General features: G+C 55.2%; 20 protein-coding genes. 8 read left to right on the forward strand and 12 right to left on the reverse strand.

Annotated elements, in window-relative coordinates:
• Entirely contained in the window at nt 1-1,614 is a 1,614-nt protein-coding gene (locus VEV40_RS01610) for a SpoIIE family protein phosphatase (RefSeq protein ID WP_324829657.1), read from the reverse strand.
• A gap of 284 nt (nt 1,615-1,898) precedes the next feature.
• Here VEV40_RS01610 and VEV40_RS01615 point away from each other — a divergent pair, with 284 nt between their 5' ends.
• Both VEV40_RS01615 and VEV40_RS01620 read left to right on the forward strand, forming a co-directional pair.
• A complete protein-coding gene (locus VEV40_RS01615; RefSeq protein ID WP_324829659.1) occupies nt 1,899-2,759 on the forward strand; it encodes a tryptophan 2,3-dioxygenase in 861 nt (286 codons plus the stop codon).
• Between the two features lie 20 nt (nt 2,760-2,779).
• Nucleotides 2,780-3,973, forward strand: a complete 1,194-nt coding sequence (locus VEV40_RS01620; RefSeq protein ID WP_324829661.1) for an aminotransferase class V-fold PLP-dependent enzyme — start codon at nt 2,780-2,782, stop codon at nt 3,971-3,973.
• Here the strand turns inward: VEV40_RS01620 and kdpC are convergent.
• The 5 genes from kdpC to VEV40_RS01645 all read right to left on the reverse strand — a co-directional run bounded on the left by kdpC (nt 3,961) and on the right by VEV40_RS01645 (nt 9,276).
• A complete protein-coding gene (gene kdpC / locus VEV40_RS01625) occupies nt 3,961-4,524 on the reverse strand; it encodes a potassium-transporting ATPase subunit KdpC (RefSeq protein WP_324829662.1) in 564 nt (187 codons plus the stop codon). The two genes, VEV40_RS01620 and kdpC, sit on opposite strands and share 13 nt — an antisense overlap.
• Before the next feature lie 8 nt (nt 4,525-4,532).
• Nucleotides 4,533-6,566 (reverse strand): potassium-transporting ATPase subunit KdpB, encoded by a 2,034-nt coding sequence (gene kdpB / locus VEV40_RS01630; protein WP_324829663.1) that lies wholly within the window; start codon nt 6,564-6,566, stop codon nt 4,533-4,535.
• A gap of 16 nt (nt 6,567-6,582) precedes the next feature.
• Nucleotides 6,583-8,295, reverse strand: coding sequence for a potassium-transporting ATPase subunit KdpA (gene kdpA, locus VEV40_RS01635; RefSeq protein ID WP_324829664.1), 1,713 nt, complete (start codon nt 8,293-8,295; stop codon nt 6,583-6,585).
• 2 nt (nt 8,296-8,297) lie between these two features.
• Nucleotides 8,298-8,387: a K(+)-transporting ATPase subunit F gene (kdpF, locus tag VEV40_RS01640; protein WP_324829666.1), complete on the reverse strand. Its 90-nt coding sequence runs from the start codon at nt 8,385-8,387 to the stop codon at nt 8,298-8,300.
• 199 nt (nt 8,388-8,586) lie between these two features.
• Nucleotides 8,587-9,276 carry a response regulator transcription factor gene (locus tag VEV40_RS01645; protein WP_324829667.1) on the reverse strand — a complete coding sequence of 230 codons (690 nt, stop codon included), beginning with the start codon at nt 9,274-9,276 and terminating at the stop codon, nt 8,587-8,589.
• Between VEV40_RS01645 and VEV40_RS01650 the strand changes: the two genes are divergently transcribed.
• Nucleotides 9,254-10,762, forward strand: a complete 1,509-nt coding sequence (locus VEV40_RS01650) for an ATP-binding protein (RefSeq protein WP_324829669.1) — start codon at nt 9,254-9,256, stop codon at nt 10,760-10,762. The genes VEV40_RS01645 and VEV40_RS01650 overlap by 23 nt on opposite strands.
• On the opposite strand, the gene VEV40_RS01655 is transcribed toward VEV40_RS01650, so the two are convergent.
• A complete protein-coding gene (locus VEV40_RS01655; protein WP_324829671.1) occupies nt 10,749-11,468 on the reverse strand; it encodes a base excision DNA repair protein in 720 nt (239 codons plus the stop codon). The two genes, VEV40_RS01650 and VEV40_RS01655, sit on opposite strands and share 14 nt — an antisense overlap.
• Nucleotides 11,465-11,827 (reverse strand): tetratricopeptide repeat protein, encoded by a 363-nt coding sequence (locus tag VEV40_RS01660; RefSeq protein WP_324829673.1) that lies wholly within the window; start codon nt 11,825-11,827, stop codon nt 11,465-11,467. Before VEV40_RS01660 ends, VEV40_RS01655 begins: the two co-directional genes overlap by 4 nt.
• A 45-nt stretch (nt 11,828-11,872) precedes the next feature.
• Here VEV40_RS01660 and VEV40_RS01665 point away from each other — a divergent pair, with 45 nt between their 5' ends.
• On the forward strand, nt 11,873-12,310 hold the full coding sequence (locus VEV40_RS01665; protein WP_324829674.1) for a secondary thiamine-phosphate synthase enzyme YjbQ: 438 nt from the start codon (nt 11,873-11,875) through the stop codon (nt 12,308-12,310).
• Here the strand turns inward: VEV40_RS01665 and VEV40_RS01670 are convergent.
• The 3 genes from VEV40_RS01670 to VEV40_RS01680 are packed head-to-tail and all read right to left on the reverse strand — an operon-like array spanning nt 12,294 to nt 14,337.
• Entirely contained in the window at nt 12,294-13,166 is an 873-nt protein-coding gene (locus VEV40_RS01670) for a flagellar motor protein MotB (RefSeq protein ID WP_324829675.1), read from the reverse strand. The genes VEV40_RS01665 and VEV40_RS01670 overlap by 17 nt on opposite strands.
• A complete protein-coding gene (locus tag VEV40_RS01675; RefSeq protein WP_324829676.1) occupies nt 13,163-13,936 on the reverse strand; it encodes a flagellar motor protein in 774 nt (257 codons plus the stop codon). Before VEV40_RS01675 ends, VEV40_RS01670 begins: the two co-directional genes overlap by 4 nt.
• 53 nt (nt 13,937-13,989) lie before the next feature.
• The gene (locus VEV40_RS01680) at nt 13,990-14,337 is read right to left on the reverse strand and encodes a flagellar FlbD family protein (protein ID WP_324829678.1); all 348 of its coding nucleotides are present in this window, start codon (nt 14,335-14,337) and stop codon (nt 13,990-13,992) included.
• Nucleotides 14,338-14,631: 294 nt separating this feature from the next.
• On the opposite strand from VEV40_RS01680, the gene VEV40_RS01685 reads away from it, so the two are divergent.
• From VEV40_RS01685 to VEV40_RS01700, 4 genes are all read left to right on the forward strand, one after another.
• Complete coding sequence (locus VEV40_RS01685) at nt 14,632-15,546, forward strand: flagellin (protein ID WP_324829679.1); 915 nt, start codon at nt 14,632-14,634, stop codon at nt 15,544-15,546.
• 92 nt (nt 15,547-15,638) lie between these two features.
• Entirely contained in the window at nt 15,639-16,937 is a 1,299-nt protein-coding gene (fliD, locus tag VEV40_RS01690) for a flagellar filament capping protein FliD (RefSeq protein ID WP_324829680.1), read from the forward strand.
• Entirely contained in the window at nt 16,934-17,374 is a 441-nt protein-coding gene (gene fliD, locus VEV40_RS01695) for a flagellar filament capping protein FliD (protein ID WP_324829682.1), read from the forward strand. The genes fliD (VEV40_RS01690) and fliD (VEV40_RS01695) overlap by 4 nt, the downstream gene beginning before the upstream one ends.
• A gap of 5 nt (nt 17,375-17,379) precedes the next feature.
• The gene (locus tag VEV40_RS01700) at nt 17,380-17,841 is read left to right on the forward strand and encodes a flagellar export chaperone FliS (RefSeq protein ID WP_324829684.1); all 462 of its coding nucleotides are present in this window, start codon (nt 17,380-17,382) and stop codon (nt 17,839-17,841) included.
• Here VEV40_RS01700 and VEV40_RS01705 read toward each other — a convergent pair.
• Nucleotides 17,838-19,604 (reverse strand): ABC transporter ATP-binding protein, encoded by a 1,767-nt coding sequence (locus VEV40_RS01705; protein ID WP_324829686.1) that lies wholly within the window; start codon nt 19,602-19,604, stop codon nt 17,838-17,840. The two genes, VEV40_RS01700 and VEV40_RS01705, sit on opposite strands and share 4 nt — an antisense overlap.
• Between the last annotated feature and the right edge of the window lie 2 nt (nt 19,605-19,606).

Consider the following 19,606-nt stretch of genomic DNA (forward strand, 5'->3'; position numbering starts at 1 on the left):
TCAGTGGAAGCGCAACTCCAGCATTGTGCAGTCATCATTGGCTGGCGTGCCTTCACAGAAAGTCTGAACAGCATGTGCTATGCCGTCCAGATTGGTATTTGAGCCGAATGCGTGTTGTAAACGCACGTCACCAAAAAATTCTCCCTTTGCATTCTCTGCTTCTGTCACCCCGTCCGTTACCAGAAAGACGCGGTTTCCTGGCTCTAACGTTGTTGTGTGCGCGCTGAAGTCAGCACGATCAATCAAACCGACCGGAAGATTCAGCCCTTGAAGTTGAACTACGCTTCTACCATCGCAAACCAAAGGAGCGGGGTGACCGCAGTTAATGTAATCAAGTTGTCCCGTCTTGCTGAGCCGTAGTATGCACAGAGTTGCATATTTGCCTACGTTCTTTGCGCAGATGTACTGATTAAGAAGCGTAGCGATGGTATCGAGCGAGTGATGGGCGTTCAATTGTGAATAAATCTGTCCCTGGAGTGTTGAGGCCAGAAGCGCCGCAGAGACGCCCTTTCCTGAGACATCGGCGATAACAAGATAGAGATGGTCATTGTCGGTCATCACATCATAGAAGTCGCCTCCGATTTCCTTGCAAGGAATGGAGCGCGCCGAAACTTTGGCATAAGAAAGCTCAGGTATCTGCACAGCCATAAGGCCCTGCTGAATACTCGCAGCAATATCAAGCTCTTCGCGATAACGGCGGGCCTGTTCTTCCGCAATTGCGAGCTGGGCATTGTCGATGAGCGCCGCAGCTTCAGATGCGATCGTGTGCAGCATTTCGTTATCTACTTGCGTCAGATTGCCAGCGTGCAAACGGCTATCCAGGTAAAGCACGCCGAGCAAGTTGTTTCTTGCTGCATCATTTTTGTTTGAAGACTGCGCACGCCGGCTGCGTAGTGGAATACAAATGATCGAGCGAATGTTCTGCATGATCATGCTCTCTGAACGGACCGCAGATTCCGCCTTAAGAGTGTCCGTGATTATAAACTCACCCGCCGATGACATGGCCTGTTGAATGGCGCTTCGGGAGAGAGTCGAGTCATCAGTGAGGGTCTCACCTTTGTTGCTGCGGCCAGCAGCCAGCTTCAGCCGTCCAGTTTCATCGCAGAGGAAAAAGTAGCCGCGTTCCACTTTTGTGAGATCGAGCGTGGTTTCTACCAGGCAACTAAGGATTTGGTCCACTGCTCCAACGGCATTCAAGCGCCGTGCTGCTTCAAGGAACCAGCTAAGCTTTTCTAAACCGCTGCCAGTACTAGAAGCTGCGGGGAGTTGCACCAGCAGTTCGCGAATTGTGGAGGTTGATGTGGCGTCCGCAATGCCGAACCGCATTCTGGGGCCGTCCATTGACCCAAAATGAAGAAGGTCCTGAGGGGAGAGGCGTTGCCGCTGTATACGAATCCCGTTGACGAATGTGCCGTGGCGGCTCTCCATATCCACCACATGGAAGGCGGCATTTTCATAGATGATTTCAGCATGCTTGCGCGAGACGTGGACGTCCTCAAGAACCAGGTCACGCCCCGGAAGCCGTCCGACAGTAAAGGGTGAGTGAGCGATGACTCCGTTCGATTTGTGGGAGCCGTCAAATACTTCATAAGGAATTGGAGGAACTGAAAGCATGTCTCATTCTCGGTTCGCGCAAGCCGGGAATCGACAAGTGAGCTTCGGCTGGCCCCAGGGGCAGATTATATAAATATGTCCTGCATTTCTATCCCGAAATCTGTTCGAACCCGAAGATACATGACCTGAAATCGCTTGTCCGTAGAACCTTGTCAAATTTGTATTTGACAAACCTTGTGATGAGCAGGCATTCTGTTCCGTTTTCTCAATGGTGTATGCCTCCCTGCCTGGCGGGCACAGTTCCGTCAGGCTTTCTTTTTGCTGGACTCCTATAATTCTGGGTGATGTCGTCGATTGAGAAAAACATAAGGCCACTGGAATCCGGCATCTTCACTGATTTTCGCGACCGGATGAGCTATGCAGGGTATCTGTGTCTGGATGGCCTGCTGGCGCAGCAGCATCCGCTCTCCCATCCTGAGCATCATGACGAAATGCTGTTCATTATTCAGCATCAGGTATCTGAGCTTTGGATTAAGCAGCTGATACATGAACTCTCTGCCGCGATAAGGCATGTGCAGCGTGACCAGCTTGATCCCTGCTTCAAGATTCTGTCGCGGGTCAAGCTCATACAGATGCAGCTCTTCGATCAATGGGCAGTGCTGGAGACGCTTACGCCGTCGGAGTACATGGAATTTCGCGGTGTGCTCGGGCATGCCTCAGGCTTCCAGTCGTTCCAGTACCGCAAGTTGGAGTTTCTGCTGGGCAACAAAAACCGCGAGGCGTTGAAAGTCTTCGAACATCTTCCGCAGATCCACGAAGACCTGCGGGTAGTCTTGGAAGCGCCGAGCATCTATGACGAATTCCTGCGCCATCTCAAGCGGCGCGGACTTGCGATACCGGATGCTTGCGTAGAGCGCAATTGGTCAGAGCCATATGAAAAGAACGATGAACTGGTTGATGTGCTGCGACAAATTTATGAGCACCCGCGTGAGCACTGGGACGCTTACGAAATGTGCGAAAAGCTCGTTGATGTAGAAGAGTATTTTCAACTCTGGCGTTTTCGCCACATGAAGACGGTAGAGCGCATCATTGGCTTCCGGCCTGGGACGGGAGGCTCTTCAGGAGTGGCGTTTCTTAAGCAGGCATTGAATCTTACCTTTTTCCCTGAGTTGTTTGCCATACGAACCGGGCTCACGCAGCGATGAGTTGCCTGATTCAGGAGGCTGTGGATAGGCTTCCGTCTGGCCCGCTGCGCGAAGAAGCGATTAAACGCTGCATAGCGCCGCTGTTTTCTCGCACGCTCGCGAATGGTCATATATATCTGGCAAACCACTCGCTCGGAAGGCCGCTGGATCAGATGGCAGAGGATGTCCGCGAAGGGATAACTCTGTGGGAAACAAAGCTGGGTGATGCCTGGGACAAGTGGCTGGCCGAACAGGAGGCGTTTCGTTCGCGGATTGCGAAGCTGATTGGCGCGCCTAGCGCCGACTCCGTTGTGCCTAAGACCTCAGCAGGTCAGGGATTGCGGACGATTCTGAATGCTCTTCCAGGCAGACCTCGCGTTTTAAGCACACGCGGCGAATTCGATTCCATCGATTTGATTCTCAAGCAATATGCTGCGCTTGACCGCATCGAGATGCGGTGGGTTGAGCCGGATGTGGACGGCCGTTTTACCGTGGCCCGGCTGCGCGAGCATTTGCGTTCTGGCGTTGATCTGGTTGTGATTTCGCAGGTCATGTTCATGGACGGTCAGATCATCCACGATCTGCCATCCCTGGCCGAGGCCTGCCATGCGATCCGCGCCAGATTACTGGTGGATTCTTATCACGCCGTCGGGGTCTTTCCTCTAGATGCGGCTGCAATGCAGGCTGACTTTATGATCGGCGGCAGCTACAAATATTTGCGCGGTGGCCCAGGTGCGTGTTTCCTGTATCTTTCTCCGGAAGCTCTATGTAGCGGTCTGCGCCCGCTGGATACAGGGTGGTTTGCACGCGAAAACATGTTCGGCTATGAACGTCCTGATCCGCCGAAGTTGCGATTCGGCGGCGATGCGTTTCTTGAATCGACGCCACCGGTGCTGACGTACTATCAGGCGCGGAGCGGTCAGCGATTCGCGCTGGCTATGGGCGTCGAAAGGTTACGCGCCTATGGCCTGGATCTATTGACGAGATTCAAGAGCTACCTAATCGACATCGGCGTCAAGGCTGTCGGCGGTGATACTGAGCATGGGGCGTTTCTCGCAGTACGGTTGGATAATGCCGCCGCCATTTCCAAGAAATTGGCAGAGCGTGGTGTGATCACAGACGCGCGCGGGCCGTGGCTACGTCTCTGTCCAGACTGTCTGACAACGGATAATGAGCTTCGGATGGCTGCCGCTAAGCTCGTACAGGTGCTGGAGCAGATGCGCTATTGCATCTGATCGAGGGCGAGATTCAGTTCAAGTACGTTAACGCGGGGCTCTCCGAAGATGCCGAACTGGCGCGGCTGAATGTGGGCTGTAACGAGATTGCGCACTGCCTCCTGGTTGAGATGTCGCACCCGAGCCACGCGCACAACCTGAAAGTATGCGGCTGTGGGCGATATGTCAGGATCGAGGCCAGAGCCGGAGGCTGTGACCAGGTCAATGGGAACCGGCTGATTGTTTCCATTCTGCTGATATTTTGCGACGTCGCCTTCAATACGCGAGACAAGCTTCCGACTTGACGCGGCAAGATTCGAGCCGCCGGATGAGGTTGCATCATAGCCGTTGCCTGCAGCGGATGGGCGGCTATGAAAGTACATGTCGCTGGTGAAACCCTGCCCGATGATTCTGGAGCCGATGACCTGGCCGCTTCTTGAGACAAGTTGCCCATTAGCTTTATCTCGAAATGCAAAATGTGCAAAGACAGTTACGACGAGAGGATAGACGATTCCCAAAATTACAGTCGTCATTAACGTGTAGCGGAGAGAAATGATCAGTGTTTTTCCCATATTCTTTCTCAGACCAGATGCAGGCCGTTCAGGACAACATCAATGAGCTTGATCCCGATAAAGGGGACGATCACGCCGCCGACCCCATAAATGATGAGGTTACGCCGGAGCAGGGCCTGTGCGGATTTCGGCTCATATTTGACGCCGCGCAGCGCGATTGGCACGAGCGCGATGATGATGATTGCATTGAATATGACTGCCGACAAAATGGCGGAGTGCGGCGTCTTGAGATGCATGATATTGAGCGCATTCAACACCGGGAAGACGCCTGCGAACATCGCGGGGATAATGGCGAAGTACTTGGCGACATCGTTAGCGATAGAAAAAGTTGTCAGCGCGCCGCGCGTCATAAGCAACTGTTTGCCGATTTCGACGATCTCGATCAGCTTGGTCGGGTTGGAGTCAAGATCGACCATATTGCCAGCCTCTTTGGCGGCTTGCGTGCCGGAGTTCATGGCAACGCCTACGTCGGCCTGAGCGAGCGCGGGCGCGTCGTTAGTGCCATCTCCGGTCATGGCGACGAGTTTGCCTTTTGCCTGCTCGCACTTGATCAGGGTCATTTTGTCTTCGGGTTTTGCTTCAGCGAGAAAATCATCAACGCCAGCCTCACGGGCAATGACGGCGGCGGTGAGTGGATTGTCGCCGGTGATCATGATGGTGCGAATCCCCATCGCGCGCAGGCGCGCCAACCGGTCCTTGAGGCCGCCTTTGACGATGTCCTTGAGGTGGACGACGCCGAGCGCGGTGCTGTTTTCTGATACCACCAATGGCGTTCCACCAAGACGGGCGATTTCCTCGACTCTATCTGTCACTTTTCGAGGAAGGCTCGACCCGTGTTGCTCCAAATGACGCGCAATTGCGTCGGCGGAGCCTTTGCGAACCATGGTTCCCGGCAGGTTGACGCCTGACATACGGGTCTGGGCACTGAAGGGAACGAACTCGGCATGCATGCCGGTCAAGTCGCGTCCGCGCAGATTGTATGTTTCTTTTGCGAGGACGACGATGGAGCGGCCTTCTGGCGTTTCGTCGGAGAGCGAGGCGAGCTGTGCTGCATCGGCAAGGCGCTCCGTGCTGATGCCGGGGGCGGGCAGGAACTCTGCCGCCTGACGATTGCCAAGAGTTATGGTTCCGGTTTTGTCGAGCAGAAGGGTATTTACATCGCCCGCAGCTTCCACGGCGCGTCCGGACATCGCGAGCACGTTGTATTGCACCAGCCGATCCATGCCAGCGATTCCGATGGCTGAGAGTAACCCACCGATGGTCGTGGGAATCAAGCAGACGAGCAATGAAACCAGAACAAAGATTGTCTGTGGCGCATGCGAGTAGATCGCGAAAGGCTGCAGCGTCGCAACGGCGAGGAGGAAGACGATTGTCAGTCCTGAGAGGAGGATGCTGAGCGCTATTTCGTTTGGAGTCTTTTGCCGTTGGGCTCCTTCGACCAAGGCGATCATGCGGTCGAGAAAGGTTTCACCGGGATTTGAGGTGATGCGAATCTTGATCCAGTCGGAAAGAACGCGCGTTCCACCCGTGACCGCGGAACGGTCGCCGCCAGCTTCTCGAATGACGGGAGCGGATTCGCCGGTGATGGCAGACTCGTCAACAGATGCGACGCCTTCGATGACTTCGCCATCGCCTGCGATGAATTGCCCAGATTCAACCTTAATAGTGTCGTTGATGCGTAGTTGTGAGCTGGACACAGCTTCAAGGCTGCCGTCTTTACGATAGCGATAAGCCATGGTCTCGCCTTTGGCTTTGCGCAGGGTGTCTGCCTGCGCCTTGCCACGGCCTTCCGCCATTGCTTCCGCAAAGTTGGCAAAGAGAACGGTAAACCAGAGCCACAGTGTGATCTGCAGATCAAATGGGAAGCCGGGTTGGCGCCGGACAAGGTCCGCAATCAGCAGCGCTGAAGTAAGCACGCTTCCAATTTCCACGACAAACATGACTGGGTTCTTCACCATGGCTCGTGGATTGAGTTTGGTGAAAGCGGCGACAATCGCCTGGCGCAGAATGACCGGGTTCCAGAGACTCTGTTTCTCTGCCATTTGTTATCTCCCTGCCTTAGAAAAGCTGTCCCGCATGCAGCAGCAGGTGTTCAAGAATTGGTCCCAGGCTTAGCGCCGGGAAAAACGTTAGCGCGCCGACAATGAGAATGACACTGGTCAACAGCACGGTGAAAAGGCCGGTATTTACCGGAAACGTTCCGGGAGAGGGAGGCACGCTCTTCTTCTGCGCCAGATTGCCGGCCAGCGCTACCATCGGGATCATCATAAGAAAACGGCCGATGAGCATCGTGAATCCAAGGCTCAGGTTGTACCAGTGCGTATTGGCGGTGAGGCCGGCAAATGCCGAGCCGTTGTTTCCAGCGCCTGAAGTGAAGGCGTATAGAATCTCGCTCAGACCATGTGGACCGTTGTTTGTTAAACTGCTCAGGCCCATCTGTGGTGAGAGCACAGAGATTGCTGTGAGCACGAGGATGATGAGTGGGAAGATAAGCACATAGAGCATGGCCATCTTCACGTCGTAGGATTCAATTTTCTTGCCGAGATACTCAGGCGTGCGCCCGACCATCAGTCCTGCGATAAAGACTGAAAGCACTACGTAGATCAGCATGCCGTAAAGCCCCGCGCCGACGCCGCCGAAGACAATTTCGCCCAGCATGATGTTGGCCAGTGGCACCATGCCGCCGAGAGGCGTAAAGGAATCGTGCATGGAGTTGACTGCGCCGCAACTGGCATCGGTCGTAACTGTGGCAAACAGGGCGGATTGTGAGACGCCGAAGCGTACTTCTTTGCCTTCCATGTTGCCTGCGCGCTGGTCTACGCCATGAAGCAATGGATGAGGCTGCGATTCTGCCCAGTAGGCAGTAATGAATCCGGCGATGAAAAGCACGGACATACAGGCGAACACGGCCCATCCATGGCCTCTCGAATTCGTCATCCTGCCGAGCGTCACGGTCAGGGCTGCTGGAATGATGAAAATCGAAAACATCTCCAGGAAATTAGTGAATGGAGTTGGGTTCTCGAACGGATGCGCACTGTTCGCGTTGAAGAAACCGCCACCATTTGTGCCAAGCATTTTGATGGCTTCCTGCGAGGCTACCGGACCTTGCGCGATGGTCTGGATCTGGCTGTGCTGTTCGAGGGTCGCAACGCTGGTGTAAGGCTTGAGGTTCTGTACAACTCCTTGCTGGACAAGTATGCCTGCATAGATAAGGCAGATGGGCAGCAGGATGTAGAGCACCGAGCGGGTAGCGTCCACCCAGAAGTTCCCGATAGTTTTCGACTCTTTGCGTGCGATGCCGCGAACCAGCGCGATGGCAACGGCGATGCCGACTGCGGCGCTCAGAAAGTTGTGATACGCGAGGCCAACCATCTGGGTGAAGTAGCTCATGGTGGTTTCCGGCGTATAAGACTGCCAGTTGGTGTTCGTAGTGAATGAAGCAGCGGTATTCCAGGCTAGATCGGGCGCCACCGCTGTAAGGCGTTGTGGGTTCCAGGGAAGAAAATGCTGCACGCGTTCAATAACGTATGTAAGCAGCATGGAAACGAAACTGAAAAGAAGCAGCACGACGGAGTACTCGCGCCAGGTCATTTCTTCGTTAGGATGTATGCCTGAGACCCGGTAAATCAGTCTCTCAACAGGCCGCAGAACCGGGGAGAGAAACGTGCGCTCGCCTTCGAGCACGCGGGCAATGTAGACACCAAGCGGGCGCATAAAGACCAGCAGTGCGATAAAAAGAACAAGGAACTGGAGCCAGCCGTTAGCTGTCATCTTCAGAATTTCTCCGGATAGAGCAGGGTCACTACTAGATAGACCATCATGAGAACCGTGACGGCGAGGATGACCAGAGTAAGCATGCTCATGTATTGCCTACCTCAGGCGCTCGCAGGCACCCACATACAGCAGGGCAACGACGAAAAAGATAATCGTGAATACAAGCATTAAGAGATCCCACATAGCGCGCCCTTTTCAGAAACTTGTCGCAGCAAGCCTTTACTTAGTAAATGGGTTACACGCTAAACCGGGTGTAAGGGATTTATAAGGAAGCCGTAAATGGAGAAATTACTCAGATCCGCCATCCGGGAGAAAACGATAACCGACCCAAGGTTCAGTCTGAATATATTCTTTGTCTGAATCGCCCTGGAGCTTCTTACGCAGCTGGCCTACAAACACGCGCAGATATTCTGGCTGCTGCGCAGACTGCGCTCCCCAGACAGCAGTGAGCAGCGCTCGATGTGTTATGACCTTGCCAGCGTTGCGCGCGAAATGAAGGAGCAGTTCGAACTCTTTCGGTGTTAGATGGACGGGTCGGCCCTTAACTGTGACGCTGTGAGCGGCTGTGTCCACAATGAAGTCACCGGTTTCAATTGGCGCGTTCGTGTTGCGCTCCGGCGCCCGGCGCAGATGGGCTCGCACACGTGCAAGCAATTCCTGTGTGCTGAACGGCTTAGTTACATAATCGTCGGCGCCCGCATCCAGCGCTTCGATCTTTGAGCGCTCCTGGTCACGAACGGAAAGCACGAGGATTGGCACGTCGCTTTTTGCGCGCACTGTGCGGGAAAGCTCGACGCCGGTCATGCCCTGCATCATCAGATCGGTGATGATCAGATCCGGCGTCCAGTCCTGAACCAGGCGAAGTGCCTCTTCGGGCTCATTGGCAGTGCGCACATCATAACCATGAGCGGAAAGCGCGGCACGTAGAACCCGCGTAATCTGCATTTCGTCATCAATGACCAGAACTCGTTCAGCCATACTTCGATACAGTATCATCGCGCTTGAGATGCTGAAGCACAACAAGCAAGCCGGGACAGAGATTCTGCACTATGCAGCATCCACTGCGGCAGCTTGCGGATTGGTTGTCCTGTTCCGGCGAGTGGTCCATGTGAACGTGACTACAGTAGCGTTGTGTTTTCTTGTGCTGGTGCTGATTGTGGCGACGCGATGGCGGCTGGCCCATTCTGTGTATCTCTCGATTCTCTGTACGCTGCTTTACAACTTCTTTTTCCTGCCCCCCATTGGGGCGCTCACAATCGCCGAGCCTCAGAACTGGGTAACGCTTTCCGTCTTTCTTGGAACCAGCGTCCTGGTCAGCCATTTGTCAGAGAGCGAGCGCCGACAAAGCGAACTATCGGAGCGACGGAGGAGAGAGGTGGAGCGCCTGTACGAATTCAGCCAGCAACTACTTCTATATGAGGACCTGCGCGGGCTGGCACGCGCCACGCCTTCCATTGCAGCCAGGGTTTTTGGCATGCGAGCCGTGGCGCTCTATGTTACCGGACAAGATGCTGCATACTACTCCGATCCTGAGAATGAACTGTTCCCCACGGCCGAGCTAAAGATGGCCGCCCGCAATGCTGAAGCGGGCGTTCGCCGCATGGATGATGCTTACCTTATTCCGCTTCTTCTCGGAATGCAGTCTGCCGGAGCGCTTGCAGTGATGAATGGAACGTATTCGGAGGAGATGTATGAGGCCATCGGCGGGTTGGTTGCCATTGCGCTCGAGCGCGCTGCGGCTCTTGAGCGCTCAAGCCACATGGAAGCAATGGAGGAAGGAGAACGTCTGCGCCACGCGTTGCTCGATTCGGTGACGCACGAACTGAGAACTCCATTGACGGCAATTCGCGCCGCCGCGACTGCGCTGATTGCCCATCCGCCGCTTCCGGACCCTGAGCGGGACGAATTATACGCCGTTGTAGATGAAGAGAGTCTACGGCTGGACCGTCTCATTGGCGAAGCAGTCGAAATGGCGCAACTGGATACAGCCGGCTTGCATGTGCACCCGGAACTTGAAAATGTGCGCGACTTGATTGACGCAGTCTTGCAGGAAGAGCAGCCACGGCTTCGCGGGCGCATGGTAGAAGTACAAATCCAGGAGCCGCTCCCGCAGATAGCCTTGGACCGCGAACTGGTGCGGCGGGTCCTGCGTCATCTCATAGAGAATGCCGTGAAGTATTCACCTGCAAAATCCTCCATTGAAATCGTCGCTGGAGTAAAGGATGAAAGACTGTCGATTCATATCGCAGACCACGGAACCGGCATCGATGAGGCTGAGCAGCCGTTTATCTTCGATAAATTCTTCCGCGGCAGCAGTCAGCGCGATCGAGTCGCAGGAAGCGGTATGGGACTGGCAATTGTTAAGGCAATTCTTATAGCCCATGGCGGTGGTATCGAGGTGAAGAGCCAACGAGATCATGGGTCGGTATTCACGTTTTGGCTGCCGTTGTCTAGCGTTGCATAGCTTTGTTGAAAAGCAGTCTTGGTGGATGGAATTCGGTTTTCGACAGTGGACAGCCGTCGCATTCCGCCTTCCGCTTGCAGTGACGTTTACCGAGTTCAACGACCACAGCATGGAACTCGTTGTAATATTTCGTGAGCGAAGCTGCATCTTCTTCAGAAAACGCCTTGACTGCTAACTGCTGAATTTCTGTGTAGCGTGCTTTTTCCGGCGCCAGCCCATGACGCGTGACGAGCCTTCGCAGGTATTCGTCAACCACCATAACTGGCTGGCCGAGAGCGTAGAGGAGAATAGCGTCCGCAGTTTCCGGTCCAACACCGGGAAGGGCCAATAACTGCTGCCATGTCGTTGTCGCGTTCTGCAAAGAAAGCCGAACAATCGATCCATCGTACTCCCGGTCCAGAAATTCGATAAAGGCTTTGATCGACGAAGCCTTGCGCTGCATAAAGCCTGACGGTTTGATGAGCGTCTGCAGTTCTGCTTGTGAGATTGCGCGCAGGCCATCGAGGTTGAGAATGTCTCGTGCCCGCAGGTTCTCGATAGACTTTTCGACCCCCCGCCACGAGGTGTTTTGTGTGAGATAGGCTCCTACGATGACTTCAAGCCTGGTCTTTGCCGGCCACCAATGCTGCGGCCCATAAGCTTCTGTGAGCGCAGTGTACATGCGTCGGAGCAATGTATCAGGCTTTTTGTGAAGTTCAGAGGTCACACAGCACCCGCGTCCTCACGTTGCCGGCGCAACTGAAGCTTCCATCCGAGCAGCTTGGCCTTCGTGGCTTCCGCTTCGGCCTCAGGAACCATGCCTTTGGTTTGATACAAAATGGACAGGCTGGTGTGCGCGAGAACGTCATCGGGATCGATCTCCGATAACCGCAGTGCGACGCTGATGGCTTCATCCAGTTCACCCAGGTCTTTGAACGCGTGAATCAGCCCGTGCATGGCGTCGAGCATCGAAGGATCAGCGGCAAGGCAGGAGCGAAAATCAGCTACCGCACCGGTAAGATCGCCGTTGGCGACTTTATCGATGGCGTCGTAATACTTATCTTCCGGCGAAAGACGCGCATTCATACTTACTACAATGATAGCTTTGCTAAAAAGGCAAAGGAAATTTTCATGAGTAGCATCGCGGGAGCAGTAAAAACCTATACGGAATATCTGTTTTTCCATACAAAAAAGCGGCGGGAAATTGTGCCGCTGACGCCTCAACTCGAAGAGATCGTTGCGCGCAGCGGAATCCGCGACGGATTCTGCTTTGTCTCCGCCATGCACATCACAGCTGCCATCTATGTCAATGACTTAGAAAGTGGCTTGATCGCTGACATTCAGGAGTGGTTGGAAAAACTGGCGCCGGCGCGGCCTGACTACCGTCACCATCAGACCGGTGAAGACAACGCGGACGCGCATTTGAAGGCGTTGCTCCTGCATCATGAGGTGACTCTGCCCATTACAGATGGCCGGCTTGATCTTGGGACATGGCAGCAGGTTTTTTATGCCGAGTTCGATGGGCAGCGGCGCAAGAGCGTCATTGTGAAGCTTATGGGAGCGGCTTAGTTGTAGCTTTTGCTGTTGCAGTCGAGGCTGGAATCACGGCTGCGATTGCGGCAGGCTTGGTTAAGGGAACAGGTATGACTGGTGCCTGCGGCACGGTTATCCGCGGCAGCACGATTATGTCGACACGGCGGTTCTGCGCGCGGCCTTCTTCAGTTGCATTGGTCGTTGCGGGATGGTATTCGGCATAACCGGATGCGGAGAGCCGTGCCGGGGCGAAATGATGGCCGACGATGAATATGCGGGCCAAGTGCGTTGCGCGGGTCGTCGAGAGCTCCCAGTTGGAGTCGAACTGCCCAGTGTGAATGGGCACATTATCGGTGTGGCCTTCGATGCGGACATCGTATGGGGTGGCGCGCAGGGCATCGGCAATCTGGCCGAGAGTTGTGACGGACACAGGGCGAGGCACGGCGGAGCCGCTGTCGTAAAATCCTGCCTCCCGCAGAGATATGACGAGCCCTTCCCGACCAATGCGAAGCGCAACAACGTGGCGGGCGATCTGGTTGGAGAGACGGCCTTCCAGGTCGCGCTTGATGCGCTCAAAGTCCTGCTGAACTTCCGGGGAGCCAAGTATCTCGTCGCCCATCACAACATTCATGGGAGTCACGGGAACTTCCTGCGATGTTGCAAGGGCTGTAGCGGCCGTCAGGCTGCCTTTTGCCGGGGATGCCGACTGAAACAATCCCAGTGCCCGAAAAGCCGAGTTAATGGAGGCTGCAGCCTCGGCCTGTTTCCGCTGGTCGGCCTTGGATGTGGCATACAAAACGACAAAAAAGGCAAAGAGCAGAGTGATGAAGTCAGCATAGGATATGAGCCAGCGCTCATGGTTGAAACTGTGCTTGCCCTGGCGTCGTTTCATGCTTCCTGTCCTTCCGGCTTTTTTCGGCGCTCTGCCATGAAGCTTTGCAGCTTCACCTCAATCATGCGCGGGTTCATGCCTTCGATGATCGAGATGACGCCTTCGAGCGTCATTTCCCTGATGCGTTGTTCTTCGTTCAGGTGAAAACGGAGCTTGCCCGCCGAAGGAAGGAAGAAAATGTTGGCCGAGCCGACACCGTAAATCGTCGCGACGAAGGCGACGGCGATGCCACGGCCCACTTCGTCGATGTGGTCAAGATGCTGCATGACCTGGATGAGGCCCATCACCGCGCCAATGATGCCAATGGTGGGCGCGAATCCGCCGGCAGATTCGAAGACAGATGGAATGGCTTCTTCTCTTTCTGCATGATTGTCTAGCTGAAGTTCCATGATCTTGCGCAGTTCAGTTGGCTCGGTGCCGTCCACTGCCAGCGTGAGAGCCTGCTTGAGAAAACCATCGGAAATCGTGGGCAGGTCCTGGTCAAGCGACACGATGCCGCTGCGCCTCGCCTTGTTGGCGAAGCTCAACAGCAGCTGGACGGTGGCTTCGCTGTCGACTTTCTTTGAGACGAAGACGCTTGCCAGACGATTAAATGCCGCGCCGACAGTCGCCAGCGGAAACTGCAGCATGACAGCTCCGAGCGTTCCACCGAGAACGATCATGGCCGCAGTAGGCTGCAGAATCTGGCCCACACGGCCCCCCTCCATCAACAGGCCAGCCAGAATTCCAGCCAGCGCAAGTATTACTCCACCAAAGCTGCTCTTATCCATGATGAATTTCTTTCCAATGAGTCATTCCAAAGTGGAATTGCAGGCGCAGATCGTCAGGCATCATTCCGGCGCCGGCGTTGCAACGCGAGTTCGTCGGATTCGTCAGGCAGCTCTCCTAAATGTATGGCTTGCTCCACCGCCATGGCGCGCTGCCCCGCCGCGTTCGCAGCAACGCTTGCCAGGTCTACAGTGCTGCTTGCTGAGAGCTGCGCTGCGACGCTGCATAGAAGCGTGAATCGATATGCAGTGATTCGCCGTAAAACTTCCTCGCACAGTTCCGAGACAACGATCTTTTCGCCGTGAATCAGCGTCAGCGTGGTATCCGGAGAAGACTCCACATACTTAATCAGGTCGCTGTTGACGACCATGGCCTGCCCATTGAGCCGTGTGAGCACAATCATGTCCAGAGATCCTCCGATGAATACTGTCTGGCTTATCGGCGGTGGGGCAGAAAAATTGATAAATAGACGCCTCCTGAAATGATGCGCAGTTGATCTTCCTGCCACGCGCACTTTACGTGCCAAACATCGGCCTGGTTCGTTTCACCTATAAAGTGCTTTTGCGACAGGCCGATGAATGCTGTGGGTAACGTGGTTCCTGTGGAAACGGTGACCCGGTCACGAACATCTTGTTCCTGCGCCGGTCAGGCACCCGAAGCGGGCAACCTAAATCAATCGAAGAGGAGCACAACGAATATGTCATTGGGTGTCCTGAATAACATTTCCGCTATCTATGCGGAAAATAACCTGAACCAGACGCAGTCGAGCTTGCAGGATGTGCTGACTCAACTCTCGTCCGGCTCGCGCATCAACTCTGGGGCCGACGATGCAGCCGGCCTTTCACTCGCAAATGGGCTTGGCGCTAACTCTGCCGCTCTGACGCAGTCTTCGACCAACGCCAGTGAAGGCGTGGGTTTGCTGCAGGTGGCTGATGGGGCACTTTCGCAGGTAACGAACCTGCTGAACCGCGCCGTCACGCTGGCGACGGAAGCCTCCAATGGAACGCTGAATGCGACGCAGGACAGCGCTGCCAACTCCGAGTTCCAATCAATTCTGGACGAGATCAGCAACATAGGCAGCACCACCGCGTATAACGGTCAGCAGGTCTTCGGCGGCAATTTTCAGATCTTTACCGGCGACGGGACAAAGGGTGGAGGCTTTGCTGACACAATTACTCTTGCCGCTCTTTCGAGCGCAGCGGTGGGAGACAGCACGGGTTCGGCTGGTCTTACCTATACATCCGGAGCGGGCACTGCGACATCTACCCTCGTTTATGCCCCGGTTGCCGCGGACAGCGTCAAGTTGAGCACGGACGACCTAACATCAGCGGCCAATGCCCAGACCGCGTTGAACGATGTATACAGCGCAGTGCAGGATGTAGCGGCGGAGCGTGGCTACACCGGCGCACAGATCAATACTCTCAACGCCGTCAGCAACGTTGAAAGCACCGAGCAGGAAAACGTGGCTTCAGCGCAGAACTCCATCCAGGCCACCGACTACGCGTCGGCGACCTCGAATCTCTCAAAATATGAAATTCTGAGCCAGACCGGCATCAGCGCTCTGGCACAGGCCAACAGCAGCGAGCAGCTGGTCACGAAACTGCTTCAGTAGTTCGGCAGCAGTTGCTGTATCCGGGGAGCCTTTCGAGGCTCCCTGTTTTCTTTGGGTCTGCTCAACGATTGCTTGGCAAGAAGGCTATTTGATTGCTTATCCAGATAGAGGAAAAGCGGCGCAGTGAAGTCTGGACGGAAAGCGTCGATAACACTGATATGGGAACAGTCGGACTGTCATTCGGATCGCCCACAAGCGGCGCAGGATTTGACGTAACGTCAACCGTCAACCAGATTGTAGCGAACATGCAGGCGGTAGAAACGCCGTGGAAGAACCAGTTGACCGCTCTGCAATCGCAGGACACAACCCTGAGCAGCATCGGCACAGACCTCAACTCACTTTCGACGGCAATGCAGTCGTTGACGGATTTTCAGGGAGTGCTGGCGGAAAAGCAGGGATCGAGTTCCGACACGAATGTGCTTGCGTTGAGCTCGGCTTCGACCTCCGCGATCGCGGGGAGCCATACCATCACTGTCCAGTCGTTGGCGGCAACGTCGTCGTATGCGAGCACAACGCTCAACAACGCCGCCGACACGCTTAACGGCAGCCTGGTTATCAATGGCAAGACGATCACGATCGATTCAACCAACAACACGCTGGGCACATTGGCCAACGCCATCAATTCAGGCAGCTATGGTGTGACGGCCAACGTGATTACGGACTCCTCCGGCTCGCGCCTCTCGCTTGTAAGCCAAACGAGCGGAGCCAGCAGTTCGATCTCGGTATTAAGCAGCCTGCAGGACACGAAAACTTCGACGGTGGTCAATTTCACGCAGACTCAGGCTGGCGCCGACGCGCAGCTTACGATAGATGGGGTCTCCGTCACCAGCGCGTCAAACACGGTGACGAACGCGATCCAGGGCGTGACATTCCAGCTATTGAGCGCCAATCCGGGTGAAAGCGTGCAGGTTGAGATCACGAACAACAATTCAGACGTGGAATCGGCCCTCAATACGTTCGTGACGGACTACAACAAAGTCCTCCAGGACCTGAACACGCAGGAAGGCAATGATTCGAGCGGCGAGCCGGAGCCTCTATTCGGCAACCCAACCATTGCGACCATTCAGCAGGCGCTGCAATCAGCGCTGACATATCTCCAGCCTGCGAACACCGCTCCCAGTTCTTCTATTGGAGCGTCGGATGTGCTGTCGGGGAACATCTCAATCAGCATAGGAGGCGGCACGGCGCAGTCGATTGCCGTCCCATCGGGCAAACAGACATTGGCTGGGCTGGCGGCGGCGATCAACAGCGCCAATATTGGCGTGACAGCGGCAGTAATGACAGCAGGAACAAGCGCCACCCTGAGCCTCACGAATGCCACCAGCGGAGCGACAGGTGCAATTAGTGTAGACAGCAGCGGCCTCATGACACCACCAGTGGGACAACGGTGACGTTCGGCTCTTCGCAGTCGAATGGCGTTACCTCGATTACTCAGCTTGGCTTCAGTGTCAACAACGACGGAACACTTTCGCTGAATACCGACACCCTGGGCAGCATCCTGAACAGCAACTACGAGGATGTGGTGAATTTCTTCCAGCCAAGTGGCGGATTCACTTCATTTGGCGGCAACTTTTCATCCGTGCTCAACAATCTCGGCAGCAGCGCCAGCAACGGCGCCATGAGGCTAGCATTGCAGGAGAACTCCACGGTTGAATCGCAGCTGATCACCAACATCAATAATGAAGAAACAGCAATCAACGCGCAGAAAACGCAGTTGACGACTAAACTGAACCAGGCGAACTTCATCCTGACCCAGATTCCGCAGCAGCTCCAACAGATTGACGAGATGTACAGCGCCATCACCGGATACAACCAGAACAAAGGATAGGCGCCATGCAGAACAGAAGTTATCAACAGCAATCTGTTGCCGGGAAAAATGGCGTTGAATTGATTGTCGCCCTCTACGACGGCATGGTCCGCTTCCTGAATCGCGCCATAGCTGCAACGGGAGTGGGCGATGTTCAAGAGCGCCGAATTGCCGTCAAGCGTGTGCTCGACATTCTGATACATCTGCAATCGCGCCTGCGCATGGAAGCGGGCGGCCCGGCCAAGGCTCTGTCAGAGTTCTACGCTGCGATCTTTGCCTTATGCCTCGAAGGTTCCCGGCTGTCCTCTCCCGAGCGCTTCCGCAAAGCTATCGAGTGCATCTGGCCAGTGCGTGAAGCATGGCGGCAGGCAGCGCAGGACCCCGAAACGCTGCGGCAGTTTTCCGCGCCGGGTTCCACCAACGCGTTAACGTCGGTGTCCGCAGCTTCTGCAACGGAAGGGCCAATCGGGTCGCGCTGGACGGCTTAACGCGCTACCGCCAGCTCTTCTTCGAGCAATTGCTTCTGAAAGAGATTTGAATAGTGACCGCCTCGCGCAAGCAGTTCGTCGTGCGTTCCCAATTCGACGATTCTACCGGCGATAAGGACGGCGATCTGATCTGCGTGGCGAACGGTTGAGATGCGGTGCGAAATCAGAATAGTCGTGCGGTCGCGCATGATCGACCGCAACTCCTCCAAGATCAGTTCCTCGGTGTAAGTATCTACGCTCGCCAGCGAGTCATCGAGAATGAGAATGCGCGGATAACGCAGAATCGCCCGCGCCAGCGCAGAGCGCTGCTTCTGTCCGCCTGAAAGCGTAAGGCCGCGCTCGCCTACCATGGTCTCGAATCCGGCGGGGAACTCTTCAAATTCTTTACGGATGTGGGCGGCTTCCGCTGCGCGAAAGACCTCTGTTGCCGTCGCGTGGGGCACGCCGAACGCGATGTTTCCGCGGATGGTCTCGCTGAAAAGGTATGTTTCCTGGGGGACGAACCCGATATTCGCCCGTAGCACATTGAGTGGATATTCACGGATAGGACGCCCATCAATCAAAATGCTGCCGGGCTCGCCGTCATAAATACGTGCAATCAGATTTACGAGTGTAGATTTGCCGGACCCGGTAGGTCCTACCAGCGCAAGGCTGCTTCCTTCAGGGATCCTCAGCGAAACATCGCGCAGCACCTCAGCGCCGTTGCGATCATCCTGGCTATAGGAGAAGCTCAGATCGCGGAATTCTATTTCTCCTCGCAGCGTGAAATCCGCAGGAATCGAAGTATCTGCGTTGCGATCATCAATAGAGGGTTCAGCCTTCAAGAGCTCATCAATGCGCACAATGGATGCCGTCCCGCGCTGGAACAAATTGACGACCCAACCGAGCGCGATCACCGGCCAGGTGAGCATCAGCATGTAGGTAGTGAATGCCACGAAATCGCCGACGCTGATGCGGTGCGACAAGACTTCGTGTCCGCCGACAAGCAACGTAATGGCCATCGCCAGACCGAGCACGAATTCCAGCGTTGGCCACAGCATTCCCATCAACTGCACCAGCCGCAGGCCACGGCGGATATATTCCCGGTTTGATTTCTCGAAGGCAGTGATCTGCGCCTCTTCCTGTGCAAAGGCGCGCACCAGCCGCGCGCCGGAAAAATTCTCCTGCGCTTGCGCGGAAATGTCAGAAAACATTGCCTGGATGCGCTCAAACCGCTCGTGGATTTTCCGCCCCATGGCCTGGACAAGAATGCTGGCTAATGGCAGTGGCACCAGCGCAACCAAAGTAAGGAATGGGCTTATTTGGAGGAGGAAAAACAGCGCGCCTATGGAGAACAGGATGGTGTTGGCGCTGTACATAATGGCTGGCCCGAGCAGCATGCGCACGGCGTTGAGGTCGTTCGTCATGCGGGCCATGATGTCGCCAGTCCGGTGCTGCTGATAGTAGGCTGCGGACTGTCTTTCCAGTTGCTGGAACAAGTCATTACGCAGGTCGAATTCAATGTCGCGCGAAACGCCAATGATGATCCAGCGCGTCAGAAACAAAAAGATGCCCTTTGCGACTGCAACTCCAACCAGCAATCCTGCATATAGCCAGATTTTTCGCTCCGTAACGCCAGCGTTCAAGTCGTCAATCGCAACTCGAATGACCTGCGGGAAAAATATCCAGATTAAATTGCTGAGGACAACCGACACCCCTCCCCAGAAGAAGCCGCGACGGTAGCGGCGCATATATGGTAAGAGCGGTTGCAGATCTTTAAGCATCA

It is taken from the genome of Alloacidobacterium sp. (genome assembly GCF_035631355.1).
In the GTDB taxonomy this organism is placed as follows: Bacteria; Acidobacteriota; Terriglobia; order Terriglobales; family Acidobacteriaceae; genus Alloacidobacterium.

Coding starts and splice junctions, on each gene's coding strand:
- kdpF (WP_324829666.1), bottom strand. CDS start 8,387: ATGAGCATGCTTACTCTGGTCATCCTCGCCGTCACGGTTCTCATGATG.
- VEV40_RS01665 (WP_324829674.1), top strand. CDS start 11,873: ATGAGTAGCATCGCGGGAGCAGTAAAAACCTATACGGAATATCTGTTT.
- VEV40_RS01675 (WP_324829676.1), bottom strand. CDS start 13,936: ATGGATAAGAGCAGCTTTGGTGGAGTAATACTTGCGCTGGCTGGAATT.
- VEV40_RS01705 (WP_324829686.1), bottom strand. CDS start 19,604: ATGCTTAAAGATCTGCAACCGCTCTTACCATATATGCGCCGCTACCGT.
- VEV40_RS01650 (WP_324829669.1), top strand. CDS start 9,254: ATGACCAGAACTCGTTCAGCCATACTTCGATACAGTATCATCGCGCTT.
- VEV40_RS01615 (WP_324829659.1), top strand. CDS start 1,899: ATGTCGTCGATTGAGAAAAACATAAGGCCACTGGAATCCGGCATCTTC.
- kdpA (WP_324829664.1), bottom strand. CDS start 8,295: ATGACAGCTAACGGCTGGCTCCAGTTCCTTGTTCTTTTTATCGCACTG.
- VEV40_RS01700 (WP_324829684.1), top strand. CDS start 17,380: ATGCAGAACAGAAGTTATCAACAGCAATCTGTTGCCGGGAAAAATGGC.
- VEV40_RS01610 (WP_324829657.1), bottom strand. CDS start 1,614: ATGCTTTCAGTTCCTCCAATTCCTTATGAAGTATTTGACGGCTCCCAC.
- VEV40_RS01685 (WP_324829679.1), top strand. CDS start 14,632: ATGTCATTGGGTGTCCTGAATAACATTTCCGCTATCTATGCGGAAAAT.
- kdpB (WP_324829663.1), bottom strand. CDS start 6,566: ATGGCAGAGAAACAGAGTCTCTGGAACCCGGTCATTCTGCGCCAGGCG.
- VEV40_RS01660 (WP_324829673.1), bottom strand. CDS start 11,827: ATGAATGCGCGTCTTTCGCCGGAAGATAAGTATTACGACGCCATCGAT.
- VEV40_RS01670 (WP_324829675.1), bottom strand. CDS start 13,166: ATGAAACGACGCCAGGGCAAGCACAGTTTCAACCATGAGCGCTGGCTC.
- kdpC (WP_324829662.1), bottom strand. CDS start 4,524: ATGGGAAAAACACTGATCATTTCTCTCCGCTACACGTTAATGACGACT.
- VEV40_RS01680 (WP_324829678.1), bottom strand. CDS start 14,337: ATGATTGTGCTCACACGGCTCAATGGGCAGGCCATGGTCGTCAACAGC.
- VEV40_RS01645 (WP_324829667.1), bottom strand. CDS start 9,276: ATGGCTGAACGAGTTCTGGTCATTGATGACGAAATGCAGATTACGCGG.